The 15,705-nt window shown below is 58.8% G+C and carries 12 protein-coding genes and 2 pseudogenes; 5 read left to right on the forward strand and 9 right to left on the reverse strand.

The annotated features are described in order from the left end of the window. Positions 1–53: 53 nt before the first annotated feature. From HCN58_RS36270 to HCN58_RS30340, 7 genes and pseudogenes are all read right to left on the reverse strand, one after another. Positions 54–278: pseudogene (locus HCN58_RS36270) on the reverse strand (transposase); the annotation flags it as partial. 727 nt (positions 279–1,005) lie between these two features. Continuing rightward, positions 1,006–2,148, reverse strand: coding sequence for a HipA domain-containing protein (locus tag HCN58_RS30320; protein ID WP_235984024.1), 1,143 nt, complete (start codon positions 2,146–2,148; stop codon positions 1,006–1,008). Positions 2,149–2,209: 61 nt separating this feature from the next. Next, a pseudogene (locus HCN58_RS37555) lies at positions 2,210–2,368 on the reverse strand (type II toxin-antitoxin system HipA family toxin); the annotation flags it as partial. Continuing rightward, positions 2,365–2,718 (reverse strand): helix-turn-helix transcriptional regulator, encoded by a 354-nt coding sequence (locus tag HCN58_RS30325; RefSeq protein ID WP_311966915.1) that lies wholly within the window; start codon positions 2,716–2,718, stop codon positions 2,365–2,367. The pseudogene HCN58_RS37555 and the gene HCN58_RS30325, both read right to left, overlap by 4 nt. A gap of 322 nt (positions 2,719–3,040) precedes the next feature. Further along, a complete protein-coding gene (locus HCN58_RS30330) occupies positions 3,041–4,354 on the reverse strand; it encodes an LLM class flavin-dependent oxidoreductase (RefSeq protein ID WP_171583034.1) in 1,314 nt (437 codons plus the stop codon). Between the two features lie 1,123 nt (positions 4,355–5,477). After that, entirely contained in the window at positions 5,478–5,930 is a 453-nt protein-coding gene (locus HCN58_RS30335) for a hypothetical protein (protein WP_171583035.1), read from the reverse strand. Between the two features lie 536 nt (positions 5,931–6,466). Then, complete coding sequence (locus HCN58_RS30340) at positions 6,467–6,766, reverse strand: hypothetical protein (RefSeq protein WP_171583036.1); 300 nt, start codon at positions 6,764–6,766, stop codon at positions 6,467–6,469. 778 nt (positions 6,767–7,544) lie between these two features. Here HCN58_RS30340 and HCN58_RS30345 point away from each other — a divergent pair. The 4 genes from HCN58_RS30345 (at position 7,545) to HCN58_RS36865 (ending at position 12,000) form a co-directional block, all read left to right on the forward strand. Further along, positions 7,545–8,294 (forward strand): P-loop NTPase family protein, encoded by a 750-nt coding sequence (locus HCN58_RS30345; RefSeq protein ID WP_171583037.1) that lies wholly within the window; start codon positions 7,545–7,547, stop codon positions 8,292–8,294. A gap of 60 nt (positions 8,295–8,354) precedes the next feature. Beyond that, positions 8,355–9,026: a hypothetical protein gene (locus HCN58_RS30350; RefSeq protein ID WP_171583038.1), complete on the forward strand. Its 672-nt coding sequence runs from the start codon at positions 8,355–8,357 to the stop codon at positions 9,024–9,026. Positions 9,027–9,518: 492 nt separating this feature from the next. After that, positions 9,519–11,729: a hypothetical protein gene (locus HCN58_RS35375; protein ID WP_235984026.1), complete on the forward strand. Its 2,211-nt coding sequence runs from the start codon at positions 9,519–9,521 to the stop codon at positions 11,727–11,729. A 145-nt stretch (positions 11,730–11,874) separates the two neighbouring features. Further along, positions 11,875–12,000, forward strand: coding sequence for a hypothetical protein (locus HCN58_RS36865; protein WP_283814653.1), 126 nt, complete (start codon positions 11,875–11,877; stop codon positions 11,998–12,000). Between the two features lie 520 nt (positions 12,001–12,520). Here the strand turns inward: HCN58_RS36865 and HCN58_RS30360 are convergent. Together HCN58_RS30360 and HCN58_RS36870 are read right to left on the reverse strand one after the other, a co-directional pair. Continuing rightward, positions 12,521–12,922 (reverse strand): VirK family protein, encoded by a 402-nt coding sequence (locus HCN58_RS30360; protein ID WP_171583142.1) that lies wholly within the window; start codon positions 12,920–12,922, stop codon positions 12,521–12,523. 202 nt (positions 12,923–13,124) lie between these two features. Further along, complete coding sequence (locus tag HCN58_RS36870; RefSeq protein WP_283814654.1) at positions 13,125–13,256, reverse strand: hypothetical protein; 132 nt, start codon at positions 13,254–13,256, stop codon at positions 13,125–13,127. An 87-nt stretch (positions 13,257–13,343) separates the two neighbouring features. On the opposite strand from HCN58_RS36870, the gene HCN58_RS30365 reads away from it, so the two are divergent. Then, positions 13,344–15,560: a hypothetical protein gene (locus HCN58_RS30365; RefSeq protein WP_171583039.1), complete on the forward strand. Its 2,217-nt coding sequence runs from the start codon at positions 13,344–13,346 to the stop codon at positions 15,558–15,560. Positions 15,561–15,705 lie beyond the last annotated feature (145 nt).

A 15,705-nucleotide genomic window follows, 5' to 3' on the forward strand; every position in this document is an offset into this window, starting at 1 on the left:
TGCGCCAAGGTTTCACCGCTCGCGTGGTGCGCCCGCCGCGCGAGCGAGCCGGTCAACGCGTACAGAATATTGCTCCACACGCTTTGGCGGCTCCAGCGGTTGAAGCGGTTGTAAATCGTTGTGTACGGCCCGTAGTCTGGCGGACAGTCTCGCCAGCGTGCGCCCGATCGCAGCATGTGGAGAATCTCGCTGATCACGCACCGGTCATTCACGCGCTGCGCCCCGTGCCGCCCGCGTGGCAACAGCGGTTCGATCCGCTTCCACTCCAACTCGTGCAGTACAGTTGCTTCGCCCCCATCGCTTGGGAAGCTTGAATCACAAATCACCCCAGACCGGAATCTTTATTGAGTACAGACCCTAGTGGCGGCGAGACTGCCCGGTGGGGAGCTCGCCCTCCATAGGCTCTCCGGAGCGATGACGTGCCCTCGATTCGGCAGCGCCAGGTGGATCGTCGACGCGCACCGCCCTCGTAAGGGCCAAAGATCGAAATTTAGGCGCGTTCCTACGTCCTCGGTTACGTAGCGGCGCGCGCTTCGTTCGGCGAGCCTGCCGTTGCGCCGACAACGCGGTCACCGGGGCCTTGCTCGAAGTGGCTTCGACCAGCTCGGGTTTCTCCAGCTCTTCCGCTTGCGGATGTTCTAGCGCCTCCAGAATCGCTCGACCGTCGTCCATGATGCGCTACTCTTCAACTTGGCGGACGTCCAAATGCTGACTGAAGGTGTCGAGATCTGGCGCGAGAGCATTCAGACGCTTCATGCGTGCGACCCAATCCGATCCGCTCGTGTAGAAGATCTCGAGATATTGCTTTATGACCTGGATCGTGGCGTGCCCCTCGTGCCGCCGGCTAATATCTTCAGTACGGATAATTGAAAACTCAGGCGCCGCTCAGCATGAAATGAGCGTGCACATTAGCGCTTCCTGACCTGCGGCGCGCGACCTATGCGCCATCAACGTCGAAGGGTAAGCTTAACCTCCTCCCCCGCGACGCAGTTTCTGCAAAAATGTTCAAGAAAATCCCGGGGGACGCGTGGCGGCCTCGGAATCCGGGTCCTTTTCGGGCTCGTCCTCGGCATCGCTTTTCAGATTCCGTAGCATGTCGCGGCAATAGCCGGCGACGTAGTCCGAGATTTGCTGGTAGACCGGAGACTTCTTAAGCGCGTTCAACTCTTCGACGACGGACGGCAGTGCATCGAGGACAGCCTGAGACAATTCGCCGACGCGCCGCCTCACCTGCGCGCCGGAAAGCTGGTTTTCCTCCGCCATCCGATCCCAATGTCGGGCGTAGATGTGACCGCGGTTCTTGCCGGCGATCTTCATCGCCAGGCTTCGCGTGATGTCCGGATAGATGTCGCCGTTCATGACGTCGTAGAGCGGCGCCATGGAGACGGCGACGCTCGGCTGCAGCAGCAGCGAATAGTTCTTCGAATGCGCATCGACGTTTCCGCAGAGAACGTTGAAGACAAAGAAATCGACGAAGCGGGCGGCGTTGAAGGCGCCTGCCTGCGTGTTCCGCAGAACGTCAAAGCAGTCTTTCAGGGTCGGTCCACGCAGCTTGGTCGCCGGATTGGATTCGTATTTGGTCGACGGGATGTGCCCCGTGGCCTGGCAGAAATCCTCCTGATGGATTCTGCGGCGGCTTCGCCCGTGAGGCTCGCGGTCGTAGCGCTTCACTAGCAGGTAGTCGAGATCCTCCGCCTTTCCGATCGTACATTCGGCGACGGGCAGCTTGACCTTGGCCGCCAAGCGAAGACAGAAGGCCTCGTTCTCGACGGCGTTGCTGAAGTGCTTGTTGGCCGGCTTGAGGATATGCGTCGTCGGCGCGCCATCGAGCGCGAGGCCGACGCCGCCGTCCGGATACTGGACTATAGGAAGCTTGTCCTGCGCGCCGGCCAAAGACATGTGGATGCCCTCCTCGCCGGCGAGAAGCGGCTTCTCCGGAAGGCGCCGAATGGCGGCGGCGAGCTCCGCTTCGGTGAGCCGCTTGTAGCGCGGCGTCCGCTTCGGTCGCTGGTCGGCGGGCCGGTAGACTTCGAGTGCGCCTGGAAGATCCTCTCCCAACTCCCCAAGGAGCGCGAACACGTTCGCCTCCGGAATCTTGAGGATGGTGCCCACCGTCCTCAGCGTCCGGCCTTCTGGCAGTAGGTTCAAAAAAACATCGGTACACGACGTCCGGCTCGTGAACGCGCTGAGCGAGCGGCATGCGGATCGAGACGGCAAACGCCCGAGGATCCTTCACCCACGCTTCATCGTAGACGAACTCGATGTCCTGGATTTGGTCCGAGCGCCGGCGCAGCAGCCCGACGAGCTTGTCGCCGCACCGGATTTCCAGGGTCTCGCCGGCACCGCCCGCTTTCGGCGTGCTCGTCATGACGGCGTGAAGTTATCAGGGTCGAAGGTTTCGGATTCCTCGCTGGCCGACCGAGCCGCGGGCACAGGGCTCATTTCCGCCGTCAGCCGGATGCCGAGCGCCTGCAGCAGGCGGAGGACCAGACCGACCTGGCTTGTCTCCTTGCCATTCTCGATGTCGACGATAAACCGGACGCCGACGTTCGCTGCCAAGGCGAGGTCCTGCTGCCGGAGACCTAAGGAGGTCCGCCGGTTCCGGATCGTTTCGCCGAGTTCTGAGGTGGTCGTGATGGTCATGTCATTTTCCCGAGCGGGAATATTGCCGCCGAAAGGGCCTTCAGCAAGCCTGAATTTACCGATCGGGAAAACCACGGTCAAAATGGTTTCGTAGTGAAATTTTCCCGAGCGGGAAAATATCTGCTCAGAATCGCTGCGACACGATCCAATTTACCGATCGGGAAATCTGATCCTCTATCGGCGCTAAACGTGAGAACCGCCACGATCATGGGAGTGATCGCGCTTCGCGCGTGCTGATCTTGATCGCAGTTCCGCGGCAATTATGCCTCACCAAAGCGGCGTGGTGCGGGCCAGCACACAGGCTTCTTCGGACTGTGAGCGAGGCGTGGCCGATTTCCTCAGTGGCTGCCGACCACTAACCCACCCGCGCATTCGGGCAGATCCCATCGTGGTGCTATCAGTCGACATTGGTCGACTTGGCGAAGGACTCGCGTGAAGCCATCGGAATGGCGCCTCCGCGGGTCGGGTCCGCGAACGTGCCACCCGCCGCGGCGTAGTCCTTACCTGTACAACGCGCGAGCACGATGCCTATCGCCTCGACATTCGGGATGTCCGACTCGCTCAGCTCGGGCATCGATGGCTTGCGGGCAAGTGCCGCCTCTACGTAGGGAGCCAGCTCCTCTTCTTTACGTCGGACGCGCTCGTCTTCCCGTTCTTTCAGAGCAGGCATGACCTCTTTGGCGAAGAGCTCGAGTGCCTCACAAATATGCTCGTGCTTATTCGTGCCGCACTGCTGGATAAATATCATCTGGTCGATACCGACATCAGCATACCCCATGAGATGCTCGCGAACGCTCCTGGGCTGTCCGATGCTGCCTGAGCCTGGCGTCTCCTTCATCTCGTCCTTGATCGATTGGAAGCGCCGCCACAAATTCGTGCGCCCCGGACGGTGTTCGCCATATACCGCATAATGCGCGATCGAATAGCCGAAGAACTTGAAACCATCGAGTCCTCGGCGCATAGCTTCTTCGGCGTTCTCATGAACCATCATACCGTTGAGAGCGGCGATGTTGGCGTTTACCGAATGCCCAATGGGCACGCACTCATCGGACTTGATTATCTGATAATATTCGTCACGCCAAACTTTCGCTTGCGACGCCTCCACAAATCCAAAAACCAGCGCCCCTACCCCGTGACGCGCGGCACGCAAAATACTTTCGCGCCGGGAACACGCCATCCAGATCGGTGGGTGCGGCTTCTGGACCGGCTTTGGCACGATGTTACGGGTCGGCATTGTGAAGAATTGCCCATCGTACCCGGGATATGGCCGCATCGTCATCATATTGGCGGTCTGCTCGACCCCTTCCCGCCACATGGCATTTTTCTGCTCGGGCTCGATCCCAAAGCCATGCATCTCGATCAGCGACGCCGATTCTCCGGTCCCCCACTCAGCGCGCCCCCCAGAGATCAGATCGAGCGTCGCCAGGCGCTCCGCCACCCGCGCGGGATGATTGTAATTCGGGGAGGACAGGCAAATGCCGTGACCAATGCGAATAGTCTTTGTACGCTGGGAGACGGCCCCCAGAAATACCTCGGGTGCGGATGAGTGGGAGTATTCCTCGAGGAAATGATGCTCAACCTCCCACATGTAATCGAATCCGAGCCGATCGGCCAGTTCGATCTGCTCCAGCGCATCACTGAACAATTTTCGCTCGCTGCCGTCCTCCCAAGGCTGCGGCAACTGGTGTTCATAAAACAGTCCAAACTTCATCCGCTTTCTCCCGGTGCACGACGGTCATGAACCCGCTTCAAATTTTCTGGCCACGGGCGCAGCACCAAGCTGTGACAGTTGGCTGGGCACCATGTACTCCGTACTCTTCGTTGAAAAATGTTGCGCGCCGATCGGAGCTCTCCGTCTCACCTCGACCCGCCCGATCTGCTGGAACGGCTTGCCGCGCTCTAAGAAGGTAGTGCGCAGCGCCTCATACGCGACCATTCCGGACAAGGCCGACTGAAAGGCAGGCTCGCCAGCGCCGCGAAACCGAAGCCCCACCTGGATGTGCCTCTCTGCCGACGATCAGACACGATAGAGGGGCAATGCCGCTGCTGGCCGAATGACAGCGGCACCACGAAGGACGTTGGTTCAATTGTCGTGACCGCACTCAAAAATGCAGCATTTATGGCATTGATTTGGATCAACTGAGCAAGTCTCATCTAAACTCCCGGGCCGGTACTGCGATATCGCCATTGTCGGGCGGATTCTTTACCGGCGCGGAGCAATCGGCGTGCCACAAGACCTTCGGTGCGAGACTGCTCGAATAGGAAAACGATGTGCTTCGCCGACGGACTACTACCTGCTCAGTGTCGGGCTCTGGAAAATTGACGTCTTCAACCGGACACGGCCGAACACGACAACACGTGCGTCAAACGAAGACCGTTGGTCTCGTGACGAGCTCGAATGCCTGCTCGAGGATCATGTTCCTTATAGCGACTTCACGACCGGGGCGCTTGTCATCTCAGCATGCAGTCGGCGACGTGGTGGTCTCGGGCACTCTGGGCTCGGCAGCTCGCAGCCGGCAGGGTGTGCTTGCGCTACGTGCAATACCCTTTCGGGTCCCCAGTGGCGGACGTCCTTGGCGGTGTGCAACCTCATTGCTGATGTTTCGCAGGCGCTGCTCGCACTCCTCGGCGTTCGCATGATCCAGCGTATCTCTGCTTCCCTTGCTGCGACTCTTTGTGGGACTCGTGATTGGAAATCTTGGCCTAGTAGCTCTCTGGCGATATCCGCCATCGCACGGTGGCACACCACCTCTTCCGGCCATGTACTGAAACCGTTCACCAGGTTCGCCAGTCCCTGCTGGGTAAACTCAGAGAGCCGGGCGGCGCGAAGGACCTCACCCGCGATTGCGACTGTGGTTTGGCGAAGGCGCCTCTTTCGGCCACTTGCTGAAACTGTTCACCAAATTCGCCAGGTCCTGCTGGGTATAATCAGAGAGCCGGGCGGCGCGAAGGACCTCGCTCGCGATAGCGACTATGGCTTGGCGACACCTCGCCTCTTCCGGCCACTTGCTGAAACCGTTCGCCAGGTTCGCCAAATCCTGCTGGGTAAACCCAGAGAGCCGGGCGGCGCGACGAACGACCTCACCCGCTATCGCGACTGTGGCTTGGCGACAGGGCGTCTGTTTCGGCCATTTGCTGAAACTGTTCACGAAATTCGCCAGGTCCTGCTGGGTATAATTAGAGAGCCGGGCGGCACGGCGAAGGACCTCGCTCGCGATAGCGACTGCGGCCTGGCGAGCGGCCAGCTCCTCCGGCCATTTGCTGAAACCGTTTACCAGCTTCGCCAAGTGAGGGCGAGTGAACTGAGAGAGCTGAGGTACACGGCGAAGGACCTCCCACCGCGATCGCGAATGTGGCTTGGCGACAAGCCGCCTCCTCCCGCCACTTGCTGAAGCCGTTCGCCAAATTCGCCAGTCCCTGATGAGTTAAATCACAGAGCCGGGCGGCTCGGCGAAGGACCTCGCCCGCGATCGCAACTGTGCCCTGGCGAGAGGCCGCCTCCCCTGGCCACTTGCTGAATCCGTTCACCAGGTTCGCCAGTCCCCGCGGGGTACACTCAGAGAGCCGAGCATGGCGGTCTGCACGGCGAAACACCTCACCCGCGACTGCGATCGCGGCTTGGCGAGAGGCCGTCTCTTCTGGCCACTTGCTGAAACCATTCACCAGCAGTTCTAGATTTTGGCTGTTCAACTCCTGAAGCGCTCGGCTTTCATCGTGACAGCATTCGGCGATTCTGATCGTTGCACTACGGCATTCGGCCACTCTTGAGTGTCGACCGAATGATTATGCGAACAACGCAAGGGCTCTGAGCCGGCCTTTTTAATCAGAGCTTATCAAGCCGCGACACACATGCAGCTATGCGCTCGCACGCTTGGATACCTGCCTGACCTCCGGCCTGCCGGCTCACCGCGTTGCATGTCGTAGCGCACCCCAACGATTTCCCGGCGCGGATGTCTTCTTCGAAGCATGCCACAAATCGAAAATGGAAATCCGCGGCGGCCCTTTGCAGAAAGGTTGCGTGGTCCACCATCTGCAGCTGCTTGTCGTGCTTCAGCACTGCAGCCGAGAATTCACCGATGTGGCGAATGCGATCAATCTCGCTTAGCGCTTCACTAAGTTTCATCAGAACGTACACAACGTCATTACGAGATCGCACCAGGGGTGCTCTGCGCGGCTACACCGTCGCAGCGCCGCTTTCTCCGGGCCGGAACCCCGGCCGAACAAATTTTGTCCTTTGAGGTGGAAGCGCGTCTGTTCGCGAGCTTCTGATAAGTTGATCGCGGCGCTGGCGGCATGCGACCTGCGCAATTGCAGCTTACATTACCAAGCATTCAGCACCGTAATCATCCGACACACCCCAGGCCATATTGCGACCTTGCTCTCTTTCAGTGTCATTTCAATAACCGGCGAAAGCGCTTCCCATCCTGGCACAAGCTGCACCTGAATAATCGATGATCATCCGCAAGCGAGAAGGTCGACTTCGCAAGCCATGCCGCTCGAATTGATTTCTCAAATGAGCCATAGAGGCCTGCATGGTTAGCCTTGGTCATCGTTCTTCCAAGCCTACAACCTGACGCTACGTGAGATTCAAGCCATTTGATGCTCATCGATATAACGGCGATGTACTGCTGATGATGGTCGCGGTGATCATCGCCGCAGTCGACTTTTTTCGACGGAGTCGATCGCATGTTTACAAACCTGACGTGGGACACCGCTCACAGCAACTAGTCGTCTGTATTCCAATGTCACTGATGGCTGGCATTAAGAAATCCCCACCAATCACGCTGGTGACGCGGCAAAGATTCCACTATCCCTTGTTTCTGCCATGTTCGCATCCAAAGCAGAGATTTGCTGATTGCACACGTCGCGGTCGGCGGTAGCGAGTGCTTTAAGGGGATTCCATGACAAAGCCAGTTGTGATTGTGGTGGGTGCGGACAAGGGTGGGGTCGGCAAGACGACCGTATCCCGAACGCTTCTGGACTATTTCAATACCAATAACGTGCAGACACGCGCATTCGATACTGAGTGGCCGCGAGGAACGTTGAAGCGATTCCACCCCGAGATCACCGAGATCGTCGACATGACCACGACTGCGGATCAGATGAAGATCTTCGACACACTGAACTCAGGGCTATCCGTCACGGTGATCGACGCCCGCGCAGGCTTGCTGTCCCCGGCGCTGGCATCCTTGCGCGACATCGGTTTTCTGGATGCCGCGCGGTCCGGCCAGATCACCTTTGCCGTATTCCACATCTTGGGATCATCCATCGCTTCCCTGGACGAGATCGCCGAGACGTCCAGTTTCATGACTGGTGCAAAGTATTTTCTGGTCAAGAACTTCATCAACGACACTCAATTCTTCCAGTGGGACGAGTCGACCTACAACTCCTATTTCCACCGAATCAAGAACGCGACCGAGCTGACGATTCCCAAGCTCAACGAGATGGCCTATGAGCAGGTCGAAGTTGCTTCCGTCCCGTTCGTCAACTTTGTAGCCAACAAGGGCCGGAACGAGGATGCCGCGAACCACTCCTTCGTGCTGCGCGGCTATGTTCGGCACTGGCTCGCGAATGTCTGGCGCGAATATGATCGCATTAACTTGACGGACTTGGCCGGCGCCAAGTCAGTGACCCGTGGTAGTGAAAAATAGTCGATCGTTCGCGATCGAACGGGCTGAGCCACGTATGAAGTTCGCTTAATATTACTGCCAATGTTAGCTACGCCCGTTTACATCATCTGCTCGCCTAGCCCGCAGGTCGGTAAGACCCTCGTCTCTCGCCTCATGAGCGAGTTCTTGCTGCTGAAGAACGGCACTGCGCTCTCCTTCGACATCAACCTGAAGGAGCCGTCACTGGTCGATTACCTGCCTGACATCACTGAGACGGCGAATGTGATCGACACATACGGCAAGATGCAGCTGATGGACCGGCTTATCCTGCACGATCGGGTGGCCAAGGTAATCGATCTTGGCTTCCATGCCTTTGATGAATTCTTCAAGATGTGCGAGGAGATCGGATTCATCAGGGAGGCGCTCCGCTGTCACGTTGCCCCCGTCGTCCTGTTCGTGGCCGGCACCGACCGCATCTCCTCGCGCAGCTATGAGATGCTGAGGTGGCGGATTCCGCCAGGAGCGCTAATCACCGTCCACAATGAATTCATGCTGCGCGGCGAGTTACCTGAAGCCATGGATGGCGCGCGTGTACTCCGCTTTTCGGCGCTACCGGTATTTCTAAAGACCTACGTCGACCGACTGAGCTTTTCATTTACGGGATATCTGCGCAACGAGAAGGATTCCTCCACCGAGTTGCATCAGTGGATCTGGCGGAACTACATCATGTTCCGCGATCTCGAATTGATGGCAATGCCACAGCCGTCATCTTGAGTCGGGCTCCACATGTAGAGAATTCCCGCGATACAAGTGTTCTTCAATTTGGTCGTATCGCTCGCAGACATAATATCCGAGCTGTCGGCGAGGCCGTTTGCCCGCTTCGTTTCGGGAGGGCCCTCGTGCGTGGCCTGGGCCAAAAAAAGATCACGTGGCGGGTACGCGGCAGATTTCTGGAGAAATCAACGCCGTCGCCATTGGCTTATTTTTATATTCTGAGACTCGTCAGCTTCTCAACAGGTAACTCTCCTAGCATGAGAACGTCGATGTAGACGGCGACGTCATCCGTCGTGAAGGAAATGAACACCAGATTGCTTGATCTCGGAAATCGGAGGGGCATGGCGGCGGTCTCGGTTGCGGCAAATGATTGTTGATTGTCGGTTGGCTTCAGGCTTCGCCAGTCGGACTCTCGGCCGAAGGCTCCACCGCTTCCACTCAATCACCCTACCGTGCGCCGGATACGAGCTTTGCTGTGGGATGTGAGGTGCCATGGAGCGAACGAATAACAGTTTTAATCTGTTTGATTTTGATGTGGAAGGATTCGCACGAGCGTACTATCAACAGCAGCGCGCGGGGCAGCAATCGGGCAATACGAGCGAGCAAGCTAGCTTTGAGCAGCAGATGGGCGAGTTGCAAATCAATTCGCCTGGTGAGAGCTCCGCAACGTCTAGTTCTCCTGATGAAAGTTCCAAAACGGGCGGTGGAGGAATCCGGCGCACTGACCTCGGCGGTTCGATGAGGATGCCGCCACACTCCTCGCTGATGGACAAATCGTTCAGCAGCACGCGCCACAGCGTAGACATCCCCCGCGCTCATTTTCGAGATTCGGCCCAAGTACCGCCGCAGTCCAATTTGCGGGATGATTTGTTCAGCAGTGCGCGCTACACTTTGCAATCTGAGCAGCAGGGCGCGATTCAGACGAAGAACAGCAAGAATCGCGGACTGTGGTCGCGTATCAAGTCAGGTGTCGGAAAGGCGTTTGGGACTCCTCGCAGCGAAAAGCCGTCCGGCTCCACGGCTCAGCAAGAGGTCTTTTTAACGAAGTTTCGCGTTGATCACGCCAAGCAGCCGGCCCGCATACCCTATGTTTTTGAGCAGGACGAGGCGCTCTTGCAGGCGTTCAAGAGCCAGGCCGAAGGCAGGCTGAGCGATGGCACCATCCGGAATGCGATAGCAGATTTGCGTAATTTCAGCGCGTGGCTTAGCCAGAACCGGAGGGCATCAATTGCCGATCGGCTCGGCAACCCGGAGTTAGGTGCTGGGTTGGATCGCGATGTAGAGGCCTACGCGAAGGATTCCAAGAAGGATCCTAAACTTACGAGCAGGCGCACCATCGCGGCCTTGAAAAAGCTCCGGGACATCGGCGCCGGTAGGGCCTTGTCAGCCGATATTCGGCGCCTGGCTCCTTATCCGGCAGACGCAACCCTCATCGACATGTTGGCCAACGCAGAAAAGGCGACAGCCAGGGTTGAGCCGGAGACGGTGGATAGACGGGCGCGCCGTCTTTACAGGCTGAGTGATTGGCTGCAAACGCGCGAAAAAGGGGCCATGGCTGGCCGACTGAACGACAATGGGCTGGCCCAAGATGTTGAGGAGTATAGGAACCAGACCGCGGACTCCAAAATTGACGCCGATTTGCTCAGGCTTCGGCGCTACCAGCAAGTCCTCGAGGCGAACAGAGCGCTGGGGCTGGCTCCTCCTGAGAGCGCGCCTCCGCTCGCTGCGGAAGGCGCTCGGCAGCCCGGGTCGCCGCAGGAGCTTCCCGCAACGCCAGCTACCCCGAGCGAGGGAGCTTGGGATTGGTTCAGGAATCAGATGCAAGAACCCGCGTCGTCCTCATTCACACCGCACCCTGCTCCGCAGCCGACCTCGCTTCAGGAGCTTCCGGCAACGCCAACCACTCCGAGCGCGGGAGCTTGGGACTGGTTTAGGGAGCAAATGCAAGAACCCGCGTCATCCTCGTTCACACCGCACCGCGGCCCGCAGCTGCGCTCGCTTCAGGAGCTTCCGGCAACGCCAGCCACCCCGAGCGCGGGCGCTTGGAATTGGTTTAGAGAGCAGATGCAAGAACCCGCGTCACCATCATCTACGAGGCGTCCCTCGTCAGACGTCCACGGCGGTCTTGAGCCGCTAGTTAATTTGAATCCGCCCACACCCTATGAATTGCGTGACGACGCTCACTCTGTGCCGGCGCCTGAGCTCGCCAGACCACCGTCGTTCGTTGGACCATCAGGGGCCCCTCAGGAGCTACGGGATATCGGATCTATCGTTGGCGAGGGCTGGCGCCACGGCTCTCAATCGGCCTCGGACGTCCTGATCGATGTACTGAGTAACATCAATCTCATGCCGAACCAGTTCGGCCCAAGCCAGTTCGCGATCAACGGTGAGCATTACTCGGCCACGTTTGGGCCGGGAGGGCGCAGGGACGTTCGCCTCATCCATCATCCTCGCGCGAGGCCGATGAATGAAGCTGGGCCATCGCGTCAGCCCATAGCGGATCTTGGGTTTCTTATCCGCGGGGGATGGCAGCACCGCGAACGCTGGCTTCCGCCTTACCTTGTCCGTGCACTAGAGGGGGAGCACCTCATGCCGGAAGCCGGGCGCCCGACGTATATCAACATCCGCGGCGTACCTTACAGGGCCGAGTTGCTGGAAACGGACGGCGGCTCACGCGTTCGTATTTATCCTGAAGCTGGTTGAAGAACGCGCTTGGGCTGCAAGCTCGGGGGTCAGCGGGGCGGCGCATCCGGGGAATTATTACCGCCCAGCCAGCGGCCTTGGCTTGCTCGCACCAGGGGCACCTACGGGAAATGCGCTGCGCAATATGAGCGTTTGGATAAAGGAAATGGCGATCGCGAAGTTCAACTTGCTTGCCGAGGTCCGCGCGGCACTCGGGCGGCTGATCGATGTGCTGGCAGACCCTGGACTTGCCCACCGCCACGGCGAGAAGGTCCGGCTTGGCTCAACCTGATTGAGCGCCCGCGCCGCCCGTGAGCTCGACACAGTCGAAAGCCTTGCGTATTGCCCGCTGATGCAGGTGTGTAGATTGCGGGGATCTATCGCCGAAGATTGTCGATCGCCTCGGGGCGCTTTGCTGTGATGGCATCAGTCTCGGTTTCAGCTCGTGCCCTGCCCCTCCCGCGCTGGAGCGCGAATTGAGCAACCAGGTGAGCGGCATCGCCGGTCCCGACAGCGCCGACTGGAGCCTTAGGAAGAAACGCGGCCTTTCGCTCTGACGCGCCGATCTCTGCGCTGGGACGCGCGCGACTGCGATGCGCGGGCTCGGCCGTGGTTGTGCCCGCAGATCAGATTATGTCCTGAGCTCCAACCTTGTCCGGGACAAAATCAGCTACCATCCTGTGATCCTGGTCTGTCCGGTCTCACTCACCTTCGTGTGGGCGGCGATACTATCGATAAGATTGGATTTGAGCTTTCGCCTTGGTCAACACATGGCAAGCTGACGGGAATCGCTGGCAAAATGCAGAAGGAGGTCAATGCCCAGGCTCACGAACTTTGAGCGGGATGAGCGGGAGATGAAAAAGCACAAAAACCTTCCGTAAACACAACGTTTTCGTAAATGATCTACACGGATTCAGACCTTGAGAGATCAGCGAGGTCTTTGACGACATCGCGAAATATCTCAAGCCTAGACTAAGCTTGCCTTCGCGGCTGAGACTGCGGCGTATATTTTCGGTCACTACATGTCTTGAGCTATCCACCGTTTGAAGCGCATTGCCGAAGCTGCCGTTCTGGGCAGTCACCCTGAAGGCATCAATAACCAGACCGGCCTGCGTCGCTGGCCCGGGCTTGCCACCCCGGCGGTCGTGGCTTTCTGCTTTGCAGCATGTGTCAATTTGCCAAACCGCAAGCGTCGGAACGGAATATGGATGCAGGTGAAACGCCTAGAGGCAGGCCCGCCCAACGGTTAATACTATTGCGCTGTGAGGAACAATACGCCAGGAGCGGTACGTCGGCCTGCGCGTGGAGCGGCATATCGCTAATTGCAGCTCAAATGCTCAGCTGAAGACCCCTCTTTTGTCATCCGACGCTTTCTTTGGCGGCACGACCGATGGACGATCGTGATCGTCTTGACCTTCAGATCTCGATCGCGGTGATCAGGGCGTTCGTGCCGCGGTGATCGATACGCCATGCGGCGGGTTCCGATCGGTCGCAGGCCGCAAAACCGGCGGCCACAGCGCCTTGGAGAAGGCACTTATCGGCCATCATTTGTTTTCCTTTCGCCAGGCTACGTCAGGTGTTGGTAAGCTAACGTGAGTAGTGGAGAACGAGAGAGTGACGTCAGCGGACGCGATCATGGACCAATTGAACAATGTCGACAAAGCCAACAACCGTCCCACGGCGTCTGATACAACCGTGGAACAACCGCAACAGCCGCAAGCCGAGTTTGAGCAGCAGCTGGCAGACGCGCGACCGGTCGGCCCCATCTATCCCCATAGAGAGCTTCATGATGTCACTGAGGAAGACGATCGCCTGATCCAAGCAGCGTCCGGCGCTGCTCTCGAGCGAGGAGCACCGGGTCCTGTCACCGTCAGTATTTATGATCGTCTACTTCGCAAATTCGCTGAGGCGTTGAAGCAGTCTGGCAAATCAATCGCTGGCCTCGATGAGGATACGTTGCTCGGTTATGCGAAGAAGCTGCTGCCAAACGACAAGATCATCGCCCCAGCATTGTCAATGGTCAGCCGGTACCGCGAGCCTGGCGCCACCGCTCGGCTCACCTCAACACATTACCGTCCTTCCAACGAAGATGAACGTCTCATCAGGCAGGCCGCCGAGGCAGGTTTTGCTCGACGGATCGGCCCGAAAACCGCCCTGAACTATGCGAGCAGTCTGCGGAAGCTGGCGGTAGCGCTCCGCCCCTTGTCTATTGCCAAGCTCGGTGATGATACACTGCTCGGTTACGCCGACACTTTCTTTCGGAATGACAGGCTGCTCATCTTCGCCTTGAACGGTCTGCGCGACTATCGCGCGACAACCGGGCAGGGAAATTGGGGCGCAGAAGGATCTAGCACGCGCCAGGTCATCGAGCCGGCCGCCCCTTCGCCCATGCGGCTTGTCGATGGGCAGCGCTTGGGAAACGCTGCAGATCGCACCGTCCCATTGCGGGCCGACGGTTTCAATACTCCGCAGCTTTGGCAGGGGCCAAATTCAGCCGCTCATTCTCCGATACAAAGTGTCGCCCAGGACGTGCTCTTCGACGCAGCGGAGCCGAGCGGCGAGCCTCCAGCTCCCGATTTGGATGCACCAGTGCTCTGGCCGCGAATGCATTCAGCTGTTCCCTCGCCCTTGCAGAGTTTCGCCCAGGAAGCGCTTTTCGATGCAGCTGATCGCGAGGCCCTGCTGCCATCGGCACCTTTCGATGCACCGGTGCTTTGGCCAACAATAAATTCAGCTGCTCAATTGCCCGTGCAAAGTGTGGCCCAGGACGACCTTTTCGATGCCGTGGATTGGAACGGCTCTCAGCCTGCTGATGGTCTCGAGGCTCCAGAGTTCTGGCCAGCAATGGGTGCTGCCGCCCAGCCGCCCGTGCAAACCGTCGGCCAGGACGAGCATTTCGGTCCCGCAAGCTGGCAGCCCTCCTTGCGGCCGCAGAATTCCGGCTCTGGAGGCTACTTTGATCGGATGATCGATCGGCGCGGTGCGGCTACGGCATCGCTTGAGCAGACGTTCCCCGCAACCAGTGAGAGCTTCGATGCTTCTTTGGCTGTTCCCGAGGACTTCTCCCACGGGACCCAGCCCGCGCCGGATATGATGCGCTCCAAGCTGGGCCGCTGGGGCTTGTTGCCGGATGCCGCACAGCGCGTAAAGACCTACGACATTCGCGGTGAACGCTATACGGCCGTATTAGGCCCGGGAGGGCCCAATGATGTTCAGCTCATCCATCTGCGGTCTCCTGCTGTCGGCGATACGTTTGATATTTCGTTCGCCGTTCCCAAGGATTTTTCCCATCGCACCCAGCTGGCCCCCGACATGATGCTGTCCACGTTGGGCAAGTGGGACTTCTTGCCTGTTGCGGAACATCCAGTCATGAACTACGAGATTGGCGGCGAGCGCTACACAGCCATGTTGGGACCGGGAGGACCCAACGACGTTCAACTCATTCATCACCCTCGGCCCGCTTTGCTGGGTGAAGCTTCGCCTGCGGTGCCTAGGGCTTCCTCAGATATCTACGGCGGTCTTGCGCTGGGGTTTGATTCGGCGGCGCCTTTCGAATGGCGCGAGGACGCTCCTTCGGCGCTGGCGCCAAACCTTCCCCCGCCGTCTGCCGCACCGGCGTCGGGCCATCAACCATTCCCGCAAGCGCCTGAACTCGGAGAGTTGTTCGGGGACGACTGGAGGCACGGCCCCCGAGAGGCCTCGCCTGTCCTGATCGACATGCTGCAAAACCTGGATCTTCTGCCGAGCCAGGATGTCCCAATGACCCGTTTTTTGATCCACGGCCAGCCCTACACGGCCGAAAGCCTACCCCGAGGCCGCGTTCTTCTCTTCCATCGGCCGCAATTTGGCTAAACGAGGGGCTCGTCGGCGATGACCTGCCCAAGCGGAACGCGAATACATATCGGATCTTTTCGCTCTAGGCTAAGGGCGCCATCAATCAGTTGGAGTTTAGCCTCTTGGCAGAGTTTGACTTCTTGTAGGGGATGCATCCAGAAAA

Source organism: Bradyrhizobium australiense (assembly GCF_013114825.1).
In the GTDB taxonomy this organism is placed as follows: Bacteria; Pseudomonadota; Alphaproteobacteria; order Rhizobiales; family Xanthobacteraceae; genus Bradyrhizobium; species Bradyrhizobium australiense.